This window comes from Pantoea sp. C2G6, from assembly GCF_051336815.1.
Lineage (GTDB): Bacteria > Pseudomonadota > Gammaproteobacteria > Enterobacterales > Enterobacteriaceae > Pantoea.
This window is the reverse complement of sequence record NZ_JBGMNJ010000011.1, coordinates 37,101-54,231: the sequence shown is the minus strand read 5'-3', so window position 1 is coordinate 54,231 and position 17,131 is coordinate 37,101. Positions and strand designations below refer to the sequence as shown.

The window sequence follows — 17,131 nt, the reverse complement described above, 5'->3', positions numbered from 1 at the left end:
TCCAGGCAGAATGATGCTGAGAGACCACATGACAGTCACCAGGGTAAAGACGATGAAAAAGACAATTTTGATAACCGGCGCATCTTCAGGCTTTGGCCTGCTGCTGGCGAATAAACTTCACCGTGAGGGGTTTAACGTCATCGGCACCAGTCGCAAACCGGAGCAATACGCCGGGCAGGTACCCTTTAAACTTTTACGCCTCGATATTGCTGATGATCGTTCGATTACCTCGTTCATCAGCGAACTCTTTACCCACACCCGACAGCTGGATGTGCTGATTAACAACGCCGGATATATGGTGACCGGCCTTGCTGAAGAAACCTCCGGGGATGTCGGCCGCCGGCAGTTTGAAACCAACTTCTGGGGGACGGTCAACCTGACTAACGCCCTGCTCCCCTATTTTCGCCAGCAGAAAAAAGGCCAGATCATTACAGTCAGCTCGATTGTTGGTCTGATTGGTCCGCCTAACCTCGCCTATTACACCGCATCCAAACATGCCGTTGAGGGCTACTTTAAATCCCTGCGCTTTGAACTCGCTCAATTCAACATCAACGTGAACATGGTGGAGCCCGTCTGGTTCAAAACCCGCCTCGGCGATAATGCGGTGGCAGCGGAGGGCCAACACATTGCTGATTATGATGCGTACCGTCCCAGGGTGCAGGCCGCGACGCAAAAAGGGATCGATGAAGCGGAAGCACCAGACGCGGTGGTCTCTGCCATCAGCCGCCTCATTAAAACCAGCGCGCCAAAATTCAGGAATCCGGTGGGGAAAATGACCGGCATGATCCTCTTCCTGCAAAGCTACGCCCCTAAGATGTTCGAAAACGCGATCCATAAAAGCGTACAGAGTGTGAAGTGATTTGGCTGACAGGCGCAGAAAGTGCCTGACAGATGAAACGGTAACTGACGATTTTAAAAATTGTATCGGAGAGCGAATGAAAAACTACTTATGTAAATGGATACCCCCTCGCGCGGATTTTCTGTCTACCCTGTCAGATGAGGAAAAGGCGTGGATGAGTCAGCATGGTGCATTCCTGAATGAGTTGCTTGAGCAGGACGTGATCATTGCACACGGGCCGGTAATGGATGAGGCGGGCGGATATGGTGTCGCGCTTTACCGCATCGCCGATGAGGAAGATATTGCTGCCTTCACAGCGCAGGATCCGCTGATTAAACATGGCATAGGCCATTATGAGCATTTCACTATGCTGCATATCAGCGCAAAGCGTTGATCCTGCGTTCTTTGCGTCGTTAGATGTGTGATAAACAGCCTGGCCTTGCACCCTGAATTTCACGCCGTACAAACGGCGGGCAGGGTTCATATAACGATAGCGGCGATCGGGTAGAACCGATCGCCGCTAAACAGAGTGGGATCATTTGATGACGCGAAGGTTTTTCACATCGATTTCAACGCTGTTCCAGTCTTTATCCACTTCACCTTCCAGACGGACTTTATCGGCCGGTGACAGTGACTGTCCCATCCAGCGCTTATCGTCAATATCGACGTTAATCACCCCGCTTGCGTCTTTAAACTCATACAGCTCATGACCAACCTGCCGGATGATATTACCTTCCAGAACCACCCAGGCGTCATCACGCAGCGTCTTAGCCTGAGCGACAGAAACCACGCCCGGCACTGGTCCTTTGAATCCTCCCTGAGAAGCAGGTTGCCCGGAAGGCATAATCAGACCCTGCTGTGCATAACCGGTGAAACTTAAGCCCGCAAAGAGAGCAGCTAAAAGAACCTTTTTCATATTTTTATCTCCGTTAAATGATGGGGCTAATTTATAACGCCTATCTTAACGGGATCTTAAGAAAGAGAATTATCGTTAACTGTTTTACCTTTTTATTAACCTCGTCACGAGCCGCAAACACATTCCATAATGATAATGCATGTTAAAATAAAGCTATTCATATAACAGGCTACAGCAATAAATAACCCTGCACACCATTCAGGCGCGAGCCTGTAACATCCATTACAGTGTGGCAGGTAAAGTGACTTTTCACCTTAGCGTTTCGCACAAATTACTTAAGCCTGAGTCCCGTTAAGGCTTATGATTTTCTGGCATAGATATATCCCAGCATAAAATTATTCTGTATCGCAGCTTTGCTCATTAAAGATGTTGTAATACTTATAACCACTCTCATGAGTGGTTTTTTTTGGCTAACTTTCTGGCTCGGTAAAACCGCTCAGCTCTCTGCTATGTATTTACCCGCAGGCTTTATCGGCCAGCTCCACAAATTAAACAGAGAACACTTCCCGAATGAAATGCTGAAAAAGCTCACCAGGGTGAGCCTTCAGAGAAAAGAGAGTATTAATTCAATCTTTGCGCATCTTTCCTGGCCTGCTCCAGGTCGATTTTCGCTGACTCGAGCTTCCGTTTTTTCTCTTCAACCCGACGTGCTTTCTTGCTGATTCTGTCTGTCCGGCCATCAGCTCTGGCTTCGTCGAGTTCCTGCCGCGCTTCCTGAAGTTCAAGCTCCGCTTTTTTAACCTTCGTTTCACGCCTGCTGACATCATGATTCGCACGTGTTGCCTGACGCTCATCGGTACAGTAACGCTCAACGTTATCCCGGGCGATATTTAAACGCGCAACCTCTGCGCTGTTACCCCACTTTTTCGCCATTTCCGTTTTCGCTGAAATGTTGGCCAGCTGATCCTGACAGGAATCTGTGGCGGCCAATGCGGTGAAAGGGGAAGAGATCACCAGCAGCGTTAAAATTGTCTTTTTCATAGCTATATTAAATCCTTGTTAAAATAATCCATGCGGAATGCCATTCACCTGGCGAATATAGCGAAAAATGCGTCAGTAACAAGAAGTGTATTGAAACAGGAAATTATTTAATGTCGATGATTCATGCGCGCTAACAATAGCTGCAATCACCCAGCAAAGCCCCCTCTCTGTCAAAAATGCACGACTCTGCCGGTTAGCAGGTTTTCTTATGCGAAGATGGTGCTGACTGCCGCCACCTTTCCCAGCATAGATTGATCCAGATCATTTCATTCCCGCTAAGCCGCCTCAATGTCAGGCTGTTATTACGACGTTTAACTAACAACAATAATAATGCGGCATTTTCTTAAATAGCAGAAACAGGAAGAAAGAATGACATCTTTACTATTTAGCAAAAAAGCCGTGTTCGCCGTCGCCATCATCGCTTCCGCGATCTCTCTTTCTGCCTGCTCAGGCAACTATGTCATCTCGACGAATGATGGTCACATGATTACCACCCATGGCAAACCCGCTAAAGATAAAGAGACAGGGATGATCTCCTATAAAGACAGTGATGGGAATGTACATCAGCTACAGCAGCAGGATGTCAAAGAGATCGTTCAGAAGTAAAGGTGCCGCAAGGGCGGTACAAAAACCAACACCGTGGAAATCTATGCAATGAAAAAAACGTTAATCAGCCTCAGCCTGCTGCTGTGTGCGTCATCCTCTGCGATGGCGATGGGTCTGAATGTCGAGCAGGGTAAAAACTACTCTACCCTGGACGCCGAAATGGGACGTTCATCCGGCGGGATCTATATCGATGGCCAGTGGGTCAAAAACACCGCAGATGGTGTCCAAATTGGACAGGCTGGCACGGGCTATAACCTCGAAATCGGCCCGGTCACGCTCTCCGCCGGCGCTAAGGCGACATATATCGGCGGCAAAAAAGGCGATAACGGCGTCGCGTTTCCTGTAGGCGGCGGTGTGAAACTCAATCTGCCGTGGGATCTGGCGGTGTATGGCGAGGGCTATTCCGCCCCGGAACAGCTGACCAATAGCGTGAAGAACTTTGTTGAGGCCGATGGCGGCATCAGCTGGACGCCCGTGGGCCCCCTGATCGTAAAAGTGGGCTATCGCTATGCCGGCGTGGATGGCAAAGATGGACGTCCGGGCCACACGCTGATTGATGGACCCTATATTGGTGGCGGCCTGACATTTTAATGCTGACCTGTTATGCCGTAAGGGAACCCAGCCTGAATCAGCAGGCTGTTCCCTTACCCCATCATCCGCCGCTCGCCGGCGGATAGTGCTGAGAAACAGATTATGAGACCTTTTCTTCTGCTGTTATTCCCCCTCGTTCTGACCGGCTGTGTGCAATATAAGTGGGTCAAGCCTGATGCCTCTGAGCAGCAGGAAGCCGTGGCGGAAACAGCCTGCCAGGCAGAAGCGCTGCGTGATTTACCACCGGATAATGTGATTAGCGGCAGATACACGTCGAAGGATCGTAAGTACAAAACCACGGACACCAGCTATTCCACCAGCGATGCTAATGAAAGCCAGCGAGAGATTCTGGTGAAAGATTGTATGTTTAAAAAGGGCTGGCAACAGATTCAGGTTCAGCAATAACGCCAGACTGCGGCCGGGGAGCGAATCCCCTGGCCGGTCTGCTGATGTTATGATCCTTCATTTTCTGTCTCGCCTTCCCGCGCTTTATGGCGCTGACGCCGGCAGCGTTCGGAACAGTACTGAACCTCTTCCCAACACTTCTCCCATTTTTTACGCCACGTCATGGGCTTATTACACGTTTTACAGTAGCGCACGGGTAATGCTTTTTTATTGCCTTTAAAGGTGGTCAGAAGGACCTCCGGGTAAAATAACCGTGAATAGTCGCGCTGATACCGTTTTTCATCTGCGCAAAAAAGTGGCTTTGCTTTGAGACGAAAACCGTCAGCTATTGTTCACACCACTGCTACGGTTTTAGTTCAGAATGTAAACGAATGCCACCCCGGCATAATAATGTCTCCGAACCGGTTCTGATTCTGTCGCTTAACGTGACAGATTGCGATAGCTCCCCGTAGATCATCTGAAGCGAGCGACCCTGATTTTTAATGACGTTACGCAACCATTTTACTCAGTGAAAACCGCCTGTCCGTGCCTGCTGAATTATTGAGACCATCAGGCTCGCTGGTGAACAGTCTGCCACGGCGAATCCAGGCCAGCCTAAGCGGTATCTCCGCCGCCGCCCTCATATTCTGTCCGAAAATTCTGACATGCTCTGTTCATGAGAATCAAAGACGTATGGTAAACAGATGATTTCATCACCGCCAGAGTGATGATTTACTGCACGCTTAATAGCCCCCGGTCATGACTACAACGGGGGTTATTATTACTTCTTATAATCAATATGGGGTGAGGACGTATAACGACTTTGCTTAAGTCGGATTTATCAATTCATGCTTAATAGCCAGGCTGGCTATTTTAAGCCAACCGGCTCGCCCTCAGCGCATTGGCAAAGTACTGCATTTTTTAATACACATCCCTCTTTTTTAAAACAGATATTATTCAGTGAGTTATAAAGAACAGCTCTGATGGCTATCCGCCAGAATATATTTTATGTGGTTGATTTTCTCCACGTTATGCGTACCACTACCCCCTTAACACGACGATCATATAGAGTTGCAGTTGATATAGTATTTAGATGATTTTTATCCGCCCGGCACCTGCATCTGTCAGGAGATCGCGGGCACAATAATTGACATCCATAGCCGTTTTGCCCCTACGTCCCGGCAATTATCGACTTTTCATGACAACCGGCTTTTGACAATTTGATGTGGAAATGCGAAAAACCTGAGTAAATTTACGCTTGTTTAACGCTGGCGCGTTAATTACAGTTTCAACTCTCTTTAAAAGCGATTAATATGCTAGTGTTGAACTATCGGTTCTGTATTGTGATTCTTCGAAGGCAAGCACGTTAAAAAGCAGGTCTGACGAAAAGCATCAGCGTGAACCCGCTCTGTATTTTATTATCTGAACATGACTATGGTGACTTTGATGAGTGACACTCTCAACAGCTTGAATAATATCCGTACGCTTCGCGCCAATGCTCGCGAACTTGACCTTGCTGCCCTGGAAGAAATGCTGGAAAAACTCACGGTCGTTGTCAGTGAACGACGTGAAGAGGCTCAGGCTTCTGAAGCAGCTAACCGTGAAAAAGCCGAAAAACTGGCAAAATACCGTGAATTACTGTTGCAGGAAGGTATCGATCCTAACGAACTGTTAAATGGTATGCAGAGCGCGCCCGCCGAGAAGAAAAAGCGTGCACCTCGCCCGGCTAAATATCAGTACACCGACGAAAATGGTGAAGTTAAGCAGTGGACCGGCCAGGGCCGTACCCCTTCTGCTATTAAAGCGGCCATTGATAACGGTAAATCGCTGGATGATTTCCTGATCTAATTACCGATGCGTAAATGAAACCTGTCTGACCTGCCGGGTCCGACAGGTTTTTTATCAAACAGTTTCCCCGCCCCTCCCGAATTATCCGATAATAGCGTTTCTGTCTGCCTACGCTTTATTCGCACGCTATATGACCGACCTCATTCAACCTGTCTCCCTTAAAAGCTCCCTCTCCGCAGACATGACATAATCGGAAAGATTGTTACATGGTCACGTCAGCGCGTATTCACACCGCGGCTCAGCCAGTCCGTTCTTCGCACTTTGCCTGGTTACGCCCTTCCTCTTTCGCACGGTAAAGGGCTTCGTCCGCCCGCTCAATCAGCGCCAGTTCTCCTTCCTGCGAATCGGTGGCCAGATGGACAGCACAGCCTGCGCTTAGCGTGACCCGCTTAGGAGACAGTTCGCTGCTGGCATGCGGAATATTAAGCTGATTAACCGCGGCAATCACCGTTTTCGCAAGGCTCAGCGCAGCGGGCAGCGACTGGTCAGGCAGAATAATCGCAAACTCTTCGCCGCCGTAGCGAGCCGTTATTTCATTTTTACGCCGGGCGGCGCCTTTCAGAACGGCGGCAATCTTTTTCAGGCAGTCGTCACCGGCCACGTGCCCGTAGGTGTCGTTGTAACGTTTGAAATAATCAATATCGAACAGGATCAGGGATACCGGCTGGCCGTTGCTTTTCGCGTTATTGAGACTCTCTGTCAGCATTCGATCAAAGTGACGACGATTAGCCACCCCCGTCAGCCCGTCACTGTGCGCCAGGTTTTCCAGCGAGAGATTAGCAGCGGTCAGCTCATCACGTAAGCGGGTCAGCTCGCGCTGATAGCGCAGTGTATGCCGCGCCTGACGCAGGACATAAGCCCCCAGTGAAAGGATAACAGCCAGCAGAGCCAGGCTCAGAATCAGATCCTGCACCCAGCTTTTGACCCAGCGGTTAAACAGTGCGCGCTTGTCATAACCGGCGGCAACAACCAGCGGATAACGCTGGGATCGGACAAAACCAAAGATGCGTTTCTTACCATCCAGCGCCGCGCTCCACTGACCGCTCCCCTTATCGGAATGAGCCAGCATCTTCTGAAACAGCGGGCTGATAGAGAGATTCTTACCGATATAGCTATCCGGCATTGGACGGGCGTAAAGTACCGTACTGTCGGCCAGCATCAGCACCAGCACGTCGCCATCACTGATTTCATAATAGCTATAGAAACGGCGAAAATAGTCGACTTTTATGGTGGCCAGTAATACCCCTCTGAAGCCGTTAAAAGCATCATTAACGCGAAGCGTAACCGGGATCACCCGTTCATGAGTGGTGCGGCTGCGGATCACCGGTCCGAAGTGCAGGCTGTCACGCAGACTGTTGCGGTGATAGTTAAAATATTCCCGATCGGCATTATCAATGCCCGCTGGCGTGGTGCGCATGGATGTCGCAATCCACTTCCCCTGTGCATCGTAATAGAACAAACCGTGCAGCTGCGGCAGATGATTTTGCAACAGCCGCATGGTCTGGCTCAGTGCCTCACCGTTCACACTATTAGCAGCGATCTGTTTCTCAAGCTCACGCTGTACTTCGTGCAGGGCAAGTTCTGTTTGCAGAAACGTATCATCCGCCTGACGCGCCTGTGACAGCGACAGGTTAATCGCCATATCTTCAGCTTTATTGACGGTATCATTCCAGTCTTCACGCAGCGTCCACAGATTGATGCCAATCACTGCGACAGTCAGAAGTACGCCTGACAGCATAATGCTGCTGAGCAGCGGGGAAATTTTTGGCGATGCCCGATCATTTTTCCGGCGAAACTTCATGCCCGTCCTTAACAGATTGTGTTAACTGATTTAAGCACAGTTAATACAAAGCAAAAATGCAAATCCCGCAATTCGGTTACGGTAGTGTTAATTTGCCGATCTGCGGCAGATTCCGCTCAGAAACCCGGCTTAATCCGCCTGAACCACGTACTAGAAGCAGAATTTATAGCGAATTAAGCTAGCCAGCCCCTTCAATTTTCTGGCCGGTAAATGTTACCCTTACCGGCTGAATTATTTGCACGCTATTGATTAACTTGAGTATTTGAGGATTTTGTAATGAATGCCCCACTGAACAGCCTGAATAATATCCGTATCCTTCGGGCACAGGCCCGCAATATTGCGCTGGATGTGCTGGAAGAGATGCATCAGAAACTGGAAATCGTGGTCAGCGAGCGGCGTGAAGAAGAGCAGGCCCGGGCAGCCGAAGCGCGCGCGAAAGCGGAAAAACTGGCGTTTTATCGCGAGCTGTTACTGGAGGAAGGGGTTGACCCGGCCGAGCTGGCCAATAGCCTCTCCGCCAGCTCCCGCAAACGGGAACGCGCAAAGCGCCCGGCGAAATACCGTTATACCGATGAGCAGGGTGAAATTCGTTACTGGACTGGCCAGGGCCGCACACCCAATCCGATTAAAACCGCGCTGGAAAATGGCCAGTCGCTGGATGATTTCCTGCTTTAATTCTGACCGCGCACCGGAAAGTGAGAGCAGACGCTTTCCGGTTCGCGTCTGGCGCGATACGCGAAAGGTCCATCCCCCCTTGCTGGGGCTGACGCCGAATCAGGATTTGAAGTTATCTGGCGACATGGCGCAGCGTAACCGATAAAGAGGTGAGCACGGTCGCCCTCAGGATTCCCGCAAAATGAAGATAAAAAAATGCCGCAGCGGACTGCGGCATGATAACTCAGAGAACAATCAGAAATCGGCTTTCAGCACTACGCGGTAATTGGCTTTACCGGCGCGGACATGATCCAGCGCTTTGTTGATATCTGACATCGGGAAGAACTCAACCTGTGGCGCAATATCGGCACGAGCGGCGAGGCGCAGCAGCGAACGCAGCTGGCCCGGTGAGCCGGTTGAAGAACCGGTCACCGCTTTATCACCCATGATCAGTTCAAAAGCACTCACTTCAATTGGCTTCATCACTGCACCCACAGTGTGGAATTTACCCTGCGGCGCCAGCGCGGCGAAATAGGGTTTCCAGTCGAGATCGACCGCGACGGTGCTCAGGATCAGGTCAAAGCGGCCAGCCTGCTGTTTCAGTGCCTCAGGGTCACGGCTGTTAACCACTTCATCTGCGCCCATATCCAGAATCGACTGCTTCTTGTCCGGGGTAGAGCTGAATGCCACCACTTCAGCGCCCATCGCGTGCAGGATCTTAATCGCGATATGACCCAGACCACCGATGCCGATGACGCCGACGCGGCTGGTGGCGGTAATGTTGCTCATCAGCAGCGGTTTAAATACGGTGATGCCTCCGCACAGCAGCGGACCGGCGCTCGCCACATCCAGTTTTTCCGGCAGCGGGATCACCCACTGCCAGTCAGCGCGCAGCTTCTCGGCAAAACCACCTTTGTTCATGATGGTCGGAATGCTGCCCTGCTGGCAGTTAACCTGCTCGCCGTTAATACAGGCGTCGCAGTGCTGACAGCTTTTGGCTGTCCAGCCGATGCCGACACGCTGGCCGATTGAGAGACCTTTGTTTTTCGCCGCGTCACCCAGTGCAGAAACCCGGCCAATCACTTCGTGTCCGGCAATCACCGGGAACTGAGAGATGCCCCATTCGTTGTCGATCATCGACAGATCGGAATGGCAGACGCCACAATATTCGACCTCGACTTCAACTTCTTCGGCTGCCAGTTCGGCGGCATCGTACTCATAGAGTTCAAGGGCCTGGCCAGCCTGCATGGCTGCATAACTTTTAATTTTCATTGGTACCTCTGCGTGGTTAATCATCGACAAGTGTAACAACTGCGTGCCCGGCTTGCCTGGCCGCTGCGCTTATATCGCATTTTTTTGTCTTTTATGCTGATAAATCAGCCCTTAACCTGCGCACCTGAAAGAGTTTGTAACACCTTGAGCTGGGCGACAGCTTCCTGCATCGCGTCCATGCCCTGAGTCAGTTCCCGCAGGCTGCCAAGATGTTTGTTAATATCAGCACGCTCATGTTGCGTCTGCTGATTCATCGCCGCCAGCGTGTCGGCGGCACTGATGCTGCGCTCCGCCATCTGCGCCGCGGTCTGGGCCGAGTCACTGGCCACCAGCCGGATACGGGAGATAGTCGTGACCGCATCGCTGATATTGCTGGCCGTCGCTTCGGCCTGCTCTTTCGAAGAGTGCGCCAGCCGACGGACTTCGCCGGCGACCACCGCAAATCCCCGCCCCGCTTCGCCTGCGCGCGCCGCTTCTACGGCGGCATTCAGCGCCAGGATATTGGTCTGGAAAGCAATATTGCTGATGCCATGCGTAATCTCATTGATGCCGTTAGAGATTTTTTCCAGATCGTCCAGCCCGTCATCCAGCCGACCCTGGGCCTGCTGACTCTCCGTGGCGATGTTGCTGATGTTACGGATACTGCTCTCTGCGAGGCTCAGCGTTTCACCCTGACTCTGGGTGGCCGTTTCCAGCACCGGCAGCGCTTCCATCAGCGGCGTCAGGGCCTGCTGATAGTTAATAACCCGATCCAGCACCCGCGTCTGAACACTGTTCAGCGCTTCCCAGCGGCGCAACGCGCGCTGCGCGTAGTGTGCGGCGTAGCCGGCATACTCTACCGGGAACTGGCTCATCGCTTTGACATCATGATTGAAGAACACCAGCGCAGAGAGCGTCTGATTGATGGGCACGCCCAGGATTTCACCGAAGCTGGAAAAACCGGCGGCGGCGATACCTTTGAAGAAATGGGCATTGTGCAGCTTATCGGCATTGCCGACGCGACGCAGGATACAGTCGTTCATCAGAATAGCGGCCGGTTTACCATGCTGAGCGGTAAACGCCTGCCACTCCTGCTGCGTCGCCTGTTTGAAATCCTTTTCCTCCATCAGGAACAATCGATCGCCAAACTCAAGGTCGCAGAAAAAGTGCACGCCACCCGATGCAATTTTAGCGATCGAGCGGATAAAGAACTCGCCACCCACTTTTACGCCGAAGGTTAACCCTTTCAGCCGCTCGGTCAGCTGCGCTTCGTTGCAGTGCAGATGTTCACACAGCGACGCGACAAAAGATTGCTGCTGCCCCTGACGGTTAAACACCGAGGTCACGGTGCGGGCAATCGGATCGGCTTCGGCGATCAGCCAGCTCTGATCGCGCGGCGTAAAGTTCTGACTCTTGAAAGGGGCAAACGATTTTCCCGCCGCCATCTGACAGAAAACGATCACCGCTTTGCCCTGCAATACCCTGCCGCCCACACCAATCCAGGTGCCATCAAAAGTGATTTTACCGCCCGCGGAACCCCCAATCGCCAGACAGGGGAAGCGCCCGCTGTTGTACCAGGCCTGCATCAGAAATCCTTCTGAAGCGGAAAGCCCGTCGCAATAGATCATGGCAAAAGTGCGATCGGCGGAGAGGGGCATCCGCAGCGGTAAACGATCCAGCTCCTGCTGGATAGCCGTGATGCGCTGGCTGGCGGTGTGGGTATCGTCGACATGCAGATCGACAATGTGGGTTTCATGGCGGGCGATCAGGCTGTCGGGCAGCCAGAGATAGCTTCCCTCCGGGCCGTTACCGTCACAATAGGTGCTCTGCGCTCGGCTGCTGCTCAGCGCCCCGTTGGAGGAGAGCGTCAGCACCGTCAGATCGGGGGCGTTAAAACGCTGAAAAGCGTGGCTGACCCGTTTGAAATCTGCTTCAGGCGGAACAAAGGTCATCAGGATGCCGCCAGCGCGATGAGGTAATCCCAGTGCAGTCAGGGATGCAGGCAATGCACGACAGTCATAGGTACCGTTGGCAGGCTGGCTGCGGCGCAGCAGACCGGCAGCCGGCAGGCGTTGTTTGATCGCCTTAAAAATCGACATATTATTATTTTCGCTTTAGTTTTAATAGGTTGCGATAAAATCGCGGTTGCTGGTGTGTGAAGGAGGGCTAAAAGCAGGTCCATGCGCGTTCAGAACTCGTTGCTGAATGCCATGTTCATCACTGAACCGGCGCACTCAGCGCCTGGTAATTATCGCCCCTGGCGGGAAAACCTTTAACAATCGCTGTGGTTGGTTAGATCGATGGATATGTTACATTTTAGTAGCACAAAATAAGCCAAAAGGTGACGCGGGGAGGAAGAACGCACAATAGTCGTGCTGGATTCCTCTTTCTCCGCAGGCATGCTGCCGCAGAGTAAGCGGATGAAGCTGATGTGTTCATCGCGGCGTTCTCTGGCCGATGACGGAAAAAGGCAAGGATAGCCGGGAAAAGAGCGCGCAGATGGCGGTTCCTTTGCCTCTGAACGCCGACTGAAGCCGCAGCGTCCTGGCCGTCACAGCGCACGACTCTCCTCTTTTCGCTTACTGGCCGCGCTGATCGTGCCAGTGCTGTTCACAGCGTTCCCGCGCTTCGGCGGGCAGATCCCGTAAATCGGGCAGGCTGTCGCCGGAACCGTATCCCATCGAACCGGTCGCTTCCTGCTGCTCATCCTGAGCGGCAAAGCTGAGCCGCTCTTCCAGCGGCTGCCAGCTGCCTCCCTGCTGCTGATAGATCATGGCGTAGGTGGGTGTCCGGGCATCCTCCCCATAAATCTCATACTTCTGTTTCCGATCGTCCGATCCAAACTCAAGCGTATCGATTAAGGTGGCGTCACTCATTACATTCTCCTTTTTAGCAGGGTCTTTAAGGGTAGTTCATCTGCCTGCGCTCTGCTGCGGCTGCGTTCGGGCCGGAGAATCAGCCTCAGCGGAATCCGGCCGTTCACCGCACAGAGTTGCATAACCGAGGCGGCCGACTATGCTTCGAGGTGTGACTAGCTAGTCCTTTCTATCTCATGGAACATTGATAAGAGGTCTTTCTATGACACAACAGAAATACAGAGGCGGTGCCGGTAATTTTGCTAACGATCCAGAGCGAGCGAGTGAAGCTGGCAGTGCAGGAGGCAAAGTCAGTGGGGGCAATTTCAGAAACGATCATGAAAAAGCCAGGGAAGCCGGTCGGAAAGGAGGCAAAGTTAGTCGCCGTCCTTCTAAGTAATTCTGAATAAGGCGCCTCAGGAAGTTTTACGCCACGGAGTGGCATCTCCTGTGACCACAACCCGCGCCCGGCAGCATCCCTGAGTAACCTTTCATCTGCTATCCCTCTTTCAGCCTCAACGCCTCGCGCACCAGTGAAAAGGCGGGTGAATGTTGCTTACGGCTGGGATAATAGAGGTAGTAACCCGGAAACGGCTCACACCAGCGCTCCAGTACCCGGATAAGCGCGCCCTGCGCCAGCCCCTCGGCCACCTCCTCCTCTGGCAGAAACGCCATTCCCAGCCCGGCGATGGCTGCTTCTGCGATGTGTGCCGAGGTGTTAAACGTCAGCTGCCCGTTGACCCGCACATTGAGCGGTCCCTCTTCGCTGTCAAAATCCCAGACGTATAACCCCCCCGCCGTCGCCTGGCGCATGTTGATACAGTTGTGCTGCAACAGATCATGCGGCGTCTGTGGCTCGGGATGACGACGAAAGTAGTCAGGCGCAGCCACAGCCGCCATGCGCAATGGCGGCGTGATCGGCATCGCAACCATATCTTTATCGATGGTGTCTCCCATCCGCACCCCGGCATCAAACCGATCGGCCACGATGTTGCGCAGGCCATGACTGGCATCGAACTCCAGCCGGACATCGGGATAGGCCGCGAGCAGTGGCGTCAGTTTTGGCAGCAACAGTGAACTCAGAATATGCGGGCCGCAGGTGATCCGTACCGTGCCAGCCGGCTTGTCGCGCATGGCGGTCAGCATATCCAGTTCGGCTTCGATCTCATCAAAGCGATCGCCAATCGCCTGCATCAGCCGCTCCCCCGCCGCCGTTGGTGAGACGTTGCGCGTCGTCCGGGTCAGCAGCCGAATCCCCATCCGCTTTTCCAGCGCGGTAAGGGTCTGGCTCAGCGCCGGCTGCGTTACGCCAAGCAGCGCCGCGGCACGGGTAAAGCTGCCCTCGCGCGCCACGGTCATAAAAGCCTGAAGGTCATTCATATTGCGTTTCATTCATCCCTCCCGCATCCGATTAATAAGCTGGAGTTATAACCCCATTAAGGATTGATTAGCTAGTTACCCTGAATCAAACCCGTAAAATTTCCTCCGGTAAACGGCAGTTCTGCCAGCGGCCGCCAGCAGTCTCAGGCCGCACCGTTCAGATAAAAAGGGTAAACAAGTGACAACCAGAGTAACCAGGGAGAATGAACCTCAGCGCGAAGCGCACTGGAGCGGCGTCTGGGCGATGACGCTCTGTGTCTTTGCGCTGATCGCCTCGGAATTTATGCCGGTCAGCCTGCTATCGCCGCTGTCGCGCGATCTGGCGATCAGTGAAGGTCTGGCCGGACAGGGCATCGCCATTTCGGGTGCGCTGGCGGTCATCACCAGCCTGACGATTGCCCGCCTCGCCGGCAATCTTGATCGAAAAATCCTGCTGCTGATCCTGACGCTGGTGATGGCGCTCTCCGGGCTTATGGTGGCGCTGGCCCCCAACTATCTGACTTATCTCGCCGGGCGGGTATTGATTGGGGTGGTGATTGGCGGCTTCTGGTCAATGTCAGCCGCGGTGGCAATCCGGCTGGTGCCAACCGATAAGGTGCCGAGGGCGCTGGCTATTTCTAACGGCGGTAACGCGCTGGCCACGGTGATCGCAGCACCGCTCGGCAGCTATCTTGGCGCAGTGATTGGCTGGCGCGGGGCGTTTTTTAGCCTGGTGCCGGTGGCGCTGATCGCCCTGCTCTGGCAGGGGTTCACGCTGCCGTCAATGCCGGTCGACGCAGCGCGTCAGCACCGCGCAAAACCGGCTCAGCTGTTGCGCGCTCCGCAGGTGCTGGTGGGTCTGACCGCCTATGGCCTGCTGTTTATGGGGCAGTTCACCCTGTTCACCTATCTTCGTCCCTTCCTGGAAACCGTGACCCAGGTGGAGGTTTCCACGCTGTCGCTGGTGCTGCTGACCATTGGCGTGGCCGGTTTTATCGGAACGCTGCTGATCGGCGTTTTTTTACAGCGCGGCTTCTATCCCACCCTGATCGCTATCCCGCTGATCATGGCAGCGATCGCGCTGCTGTTGATCCTGTCCGGCCATCAGCTGTGGCTGACGACCGCGCTGCTGGCTCTCTGGGGGCTGGTAGCGACAGCGGCACCCGCCGGCTGGTGGGCCTGGGTCGCCAGAACCTTCCCGGATAACGCGGAGACCGGCGGCGGGTTGATCGTTGCCGTGGTGCAGCTCTCGATCGCCCTGGGATCAACGCTGGGCGGCCTGGCATTTGACCACGCGGGCTGGCAGACCACGTTCGCCATCAGCGGCGTCTTACTGATTATGGCGGCCGCACTGGCCCTGACCACCGCCCGTAAAGAAAGTACGGCCTGAATCCTGTTTAACCGGGCAACCTGTTGCCCTGACCTTGTCAAAACCATGAGGACCTTCCGATGAGAGCATTAACCCTGATGTTTGGACTGTTGATCAGTTCATGTGCGGCAATCGGTGCCGATATGTCGCGCGGCGCCGATAACTTTTATCAAAGTGACAGAGTAACCCGCGAGAAAGTGACGTTTAAGAATCAGTATCAGATGGCGGTCACCGGCACCCTCTATCGGCCGAAAGATGCCAGTAAAACCGCGCGCCTGCCGGCGATTGTGGTCGGCCATCCGATGGGAGCGGTTAAAGAGCAGAGCGCCAGCCTCTATGCGCAGAAACTGGCTGAACAGGGCTTTGTCACGCTGGCGATCGATCTCTCGTTCTGGGGAGAGAGTGAAGGCCAGCCACGCAACGCGGTTTCACCGGATATTTATGCCGAAGACTTCAGCGCCGCCGTCGACTATCTGGGCACCCGTGACTTTGTTGACCGCGAACAGATTGGGGCGCTTGGCATCTGTGGCAGCGGCAGTTTCGTGATCAGCGCCGCGAAGATCGATCCGCGGATCAAAGCGCTTGCCACCGTCAGCATGTATGACATGGGTTCAGCCAACCGCCACGCGCTGAACAACAGCCTGACCCTGGCGCAGCGTAAACAGATCATCGAGGCGGCAGCACAGCAGCGTTATGTGGAGTTCACCGGCGGGAAAACGGAATATACCAGCGGTGCACCACATAAAATCGATGCGGACTCCCCACCGGTAGCAAAAGAGTTCTACGATTTTTACCGTACGCCTCGCGGTGAGTTCACCCCGAAAAACAGTTCCGCCGCGCTGACCACACACCCGACGCTGACCAGCAACGTGAAGTTCATGAACTTCTATCCGTTTAATGATATTGAGACGATCTCACCGCGGCCGATGCTGTTTATTACCGGTGATAAAGCGCACTCCCGCGAGTTCAGCGAAGAGGCGTTTAAGCGGGCAGCAGAGCCGAAGGAGTTGTATATCGTCCCGGACGCCGGTCATGTAGATCTCTATGACCGCACCGATCTGATCCCGTTTGCGAAGCTGACCGCCTTCTTCAGAGCGCATTTAGCGTAACCGTCAGCCCCTCGCCGCACACCGCCCCGCTGCCACAGCGTGCAGCGGGCGTTTTAGTGATCGGTCATCCTGTACAGGGCGGCCCGATTTCTCCTTCTGCCCGGTTGTGGGATATATTGGCCGTACTTTGGTAAAAATTATCTCTGCATAACAGGTAACAACCGTCATGGCTCTGATCCCAAAAAACTACGCGCGGCTGGAAAGCGGCTACCGCGAGAAAGCCCTTAAACTCTACCCGTGGGTCTGTGGACGCTGTTCGCGTGAGTTCGTTTACTCAAACCTGCGCGAACTGACCGTGCACCATATTGACCACGACCATACCAATAACCCGGAAGATGGCAGTAACTGGGAGCTGTTGTGCCTCTACTGTCACGATCATGAACACTCAAAATACACGGAGGCCGATCAGTACGGCACCCGCGTCGTCGCAGGTGAAGATGCGCAAAAGGATGTTGGCGAAGCTACCTATAATCCGTTTGCCGATCTGAAATCGATGCTGAATAAGAAAAAGTAAATTCTCCGGCGCTGAGCCTGTCAGGCTGACTGAAGCGGCCTGATAAGCTCCCCCC

General features: G+C 53.5%; 19 protein-coding genes. 11 read left to right on the top strand and 8 right to left on the bottom strand.

Translation table 11 applies throughout. From position 1 onward, the window contains the following. Positions 1-52 precede the first annotated feature (52 nt). Positions 53-859, top strand: coding sequence for an SDR family NAD(P)-dependent oxidoreductase (locus ACCW71_RS14870; protein WP_436372611.1), 807 nt, complete (start codon positions 53-55; stop codon positions 857-859). A gap of 76 nt (positions 860-935) precedes the next feature. Then, positions 936-1,232, top strand: coding sequence for a YciI family protein (locus ACCW71_RS14865; RefSeq protein WP_436372609.1), 297 nt, complete (start codon positions 936-938; stop codon positions 1,230-1,232). Between the two features lie 141 nt (positions 1,233-1,373). On the opposite strand, the gene ACCW71_RS14860 is transcribed toward ACCW71_RS14865, so the two are convergent. Beyond that, positions 1,374-1,754, bottom strand: a complete 381-nt coding sequence (locus ACCW71_RS14860; RefSeq protein ID WP_436372608.1) for a YgiW/YdeI family stress tolerance OB fold protein — start codon at positions 1,752-1,754, stop codon at positions 1,374-1,376. 561 nt (positions 1,755-2,315) lie between these two features. Further along, positions 2,316-2,735, bottom strand: a complete 420-nt coding sequence (locus ACCW71_RS14855) for a DUF1090 family protein (RefSeq protein ID WP_436372606.1) — start codon at positions 2,733-2,735, stop codon at positions 2,316-2,318. A gap of 369 nt (positions 2,736-3,104) precedes the next feature. On the opposite strand from ACCW71_RS14855, the gene ACCW71_RS14850 reads away from it, so the two are divergent. From ACCW71_RS14850 to ACCW71_RS14840, 3 genes are all read left to right on the top strand, one after another. Next, positions 3,105-3,341, top strand: a complete 237-nt coding sequence (locus ACCW71_RS14850; RefSeq protein ID WP_436372604.1) for a YgdI/YgdR family lipoprotein — start codon at positions 3,105-3,107, stop codon at positions 3,339-3,341. Between the two features lie 48 nt (positions 3,342-3,389). After that, entirely contained in the window at positions 3,390-3,932 is a 543-nt protein-coding gene (locus tag ACCW71_RS14845) for a YfaZ family outer membrane protein (protein ID WP_436372602.1), read from the top strand. A gap of 102 nt (positions 3,933-4,034) precedes the next feature. Further along, the gene (locus tag ACCW71_RS14840) at positions 4,035-4,337 is read left to right on the top strand and encodes a hypothetical protein (protein ID WP_436372600.1); all 303 of its coding nucleotides are present in this window, start codon (positions 4,035-4,037) and stop codon (positions 4,335-4,337) included. Positions 4,338-4,384: 47 nt separating this feature from the next. On the opposite strand, the gene ACCW71_RS14835 is transcribed toward ACCW71_RS14840, so the two are convergent. Continuing rightward, positions 4,385-4,567, bottom strand: coding sequence for a DUF2256 domain-containing protein (locus tag ACCW71_RS14835; protein ID WP_436372749.1), 183 nt, complete (start codon positions 4,565-4,567; stop codon positions 4,385-4,387). 1,195 nt (positions 4,568-5,762) lie between these two features. Between ACCW71_RS14835 and ACCW71_RS14830 the strand changes: the two genes are divergently transcribed. Beyond that, on the top strand, positions 5,763-6,164 hold the full coding sequence (locus ACCW71_RS14830; RefSeq protein WP_436372748.1) for an H-NS family histone-like protein: 402 nt from the start codon (positions 5,763-5,765) through the stop codon (positions 6,162-6,164). Positions 6,165-6,402: 238 nt separating this feature from the next. On the opposite strand, the gene ACCW71_RS14825 is transcribed toward ACCW71_RS14830, so the two are convergent. Further along, the gene (locus tag ACCW71_RS14825) at positions 6,403-7,965 is read right to left on the bottom strand and encodes a sensor domain-containing diguanylate cyclase (RefSeq protein WP_436372598.1); all 1,563 of its coding nucleotides are present in this window, start codon (positions 7,963-7,965) and stop codon (positions 6,403-6,405) included. 276 nt (positions 7,966-8,241) lie between these two features. Here ACCW71_RS14825 and ACCW71_RS14820 point away from each other — a divergent pair, with 276 nt between their 5' ends. Beyond that, positions 8,242-8,640 (top strand): H-NS family histone-like protein, encoded by a 399-nt coding sequence (locus tag ACCW71_RS14820; RefSeq protein WP_436372596.1) that lies wholly within the window; start codon positions 8,242-8,244, stop codon positions 8,638-8,640. 234 nt (positions 8,641-8,874) lie between these two features. Here the strand turns inward: ACCW71_RS14820 and ahr are convergent, their stop codons facing one another. The 3 genes from ahr to ACCW71_RS14805 all read right to left on the bottom strand — a co-directional run bounded on the left by ahr (position 8,875) and on the right by ACCW71_RS14805 (position 12,746). After that, entirely contained in the window at positions 8,875-9,891 is a 1,017-nt protein-coding gene (gene ahr, locus ACCW71_RS14815; RefSeq protein ID WP_436372594.1) for an NADPH-dependent aldehyde reductase Ahr, read from the bottom strand. A 104-nt stretch (positions 9,892-9,995) separates the two neighbouring features. Continuing rightward, complete coding sequence (locus ACCW71_RS14810) at positions 9,996-11,969, bottom strand: methyl-accepting chemotaxis protein (protein ID WP_436372592.1); 1,974 nt, start codon at positions 11,967-11,969, stop codon at positions 9,996-9,998. A gap of 480 nt (positions 11,970-12,449) precedes the next feature. Further along, the gene (locus tag ACCW71_RS14805) at positions 12,450-12,746 is read right to left on the bottom strand and encodes a hypothetical protein (protein ID WP_436372590.1); all 297 of its coding nucleotides are present in this window, start codon (positions 12,744-12,746) and stop codon (positions 12,450-12,452) included. A 202-nt stretch (positions 12,747-12,948) separates the two neighbouring features. Between ACCW71_RS14805 and ACCW71_RS14800 the strand changes: the two genes are divergently transcribed. Continuing rightward, a complete protein-coding gene (locus ACCW71_RS14800) occupies positions 12,949-13,125 on the top strand; it encodes a general stress protein (RefSeq protein ID WP_436372589.1) in 177 nt (58 codons plus the stop codon). Between the two features lie 98 nt (positions 13,126-13,223). Here ACCW71_RS14800 and ACCW71_RS14795 read toward each other — a convergent pair whose 3' ends face one another. Continuing rightward, entirely contained in the window at positions 13,224-14,117 is an 894-nt protein-coding gene (locus ACCW71_RS14795) for a LysR family transcriptional regulator (RefSeq protein WP_436372587.1), read from the bottom strand. Between the two features lie 232 nt (positions 14,118-14,349). Here ACCW71_RS14795 and ACCW71_RS14790 point away from each other — a divergent pair, with 232 nt between their 5' ends. From ACCW71_RS14790 to yajD, 3 genes are all read left to right on the top strand, one after another. Next, positions 14,350-15,474, top strand: a complete 1,125-nt coding sequence (locus tag ACCW71_RS14790; RefSeq protein ID WP_436372745.1) for an MFS transporter — start codon at positions 14,350-14,352, stop codon at positions 15,472-15,474. A gap of 59 nt (positions 15,475-15,533) precedes the next feature. Next, positions 15,534-16,562, top strand: coding sequence for an alpha/beta hydrolase (locus tag ACCW71_RS14785; RefSeq protein ID WP_436372585.1), 1,029 nt, complete (start codon positions 15,534-15,536; stop codon positions 16,560-16,562). A 166-nt stretch (positions 16,563-16,728) separates the two neighbouring features. Beyond that, on the top strand, positions 16,729-17,076 hold the full coding sequence (yajD, locus tag ACCW71_RS14780) for an HNH nuclease YajD (RefSeq protein ID WP_436372582.1): 348 nt from the start codon (positions 16,729-16,731) through the stop codon (positions 17,074-17,076). Positions 17,077-17,131 lie beyond the last annotated feature (55 nt).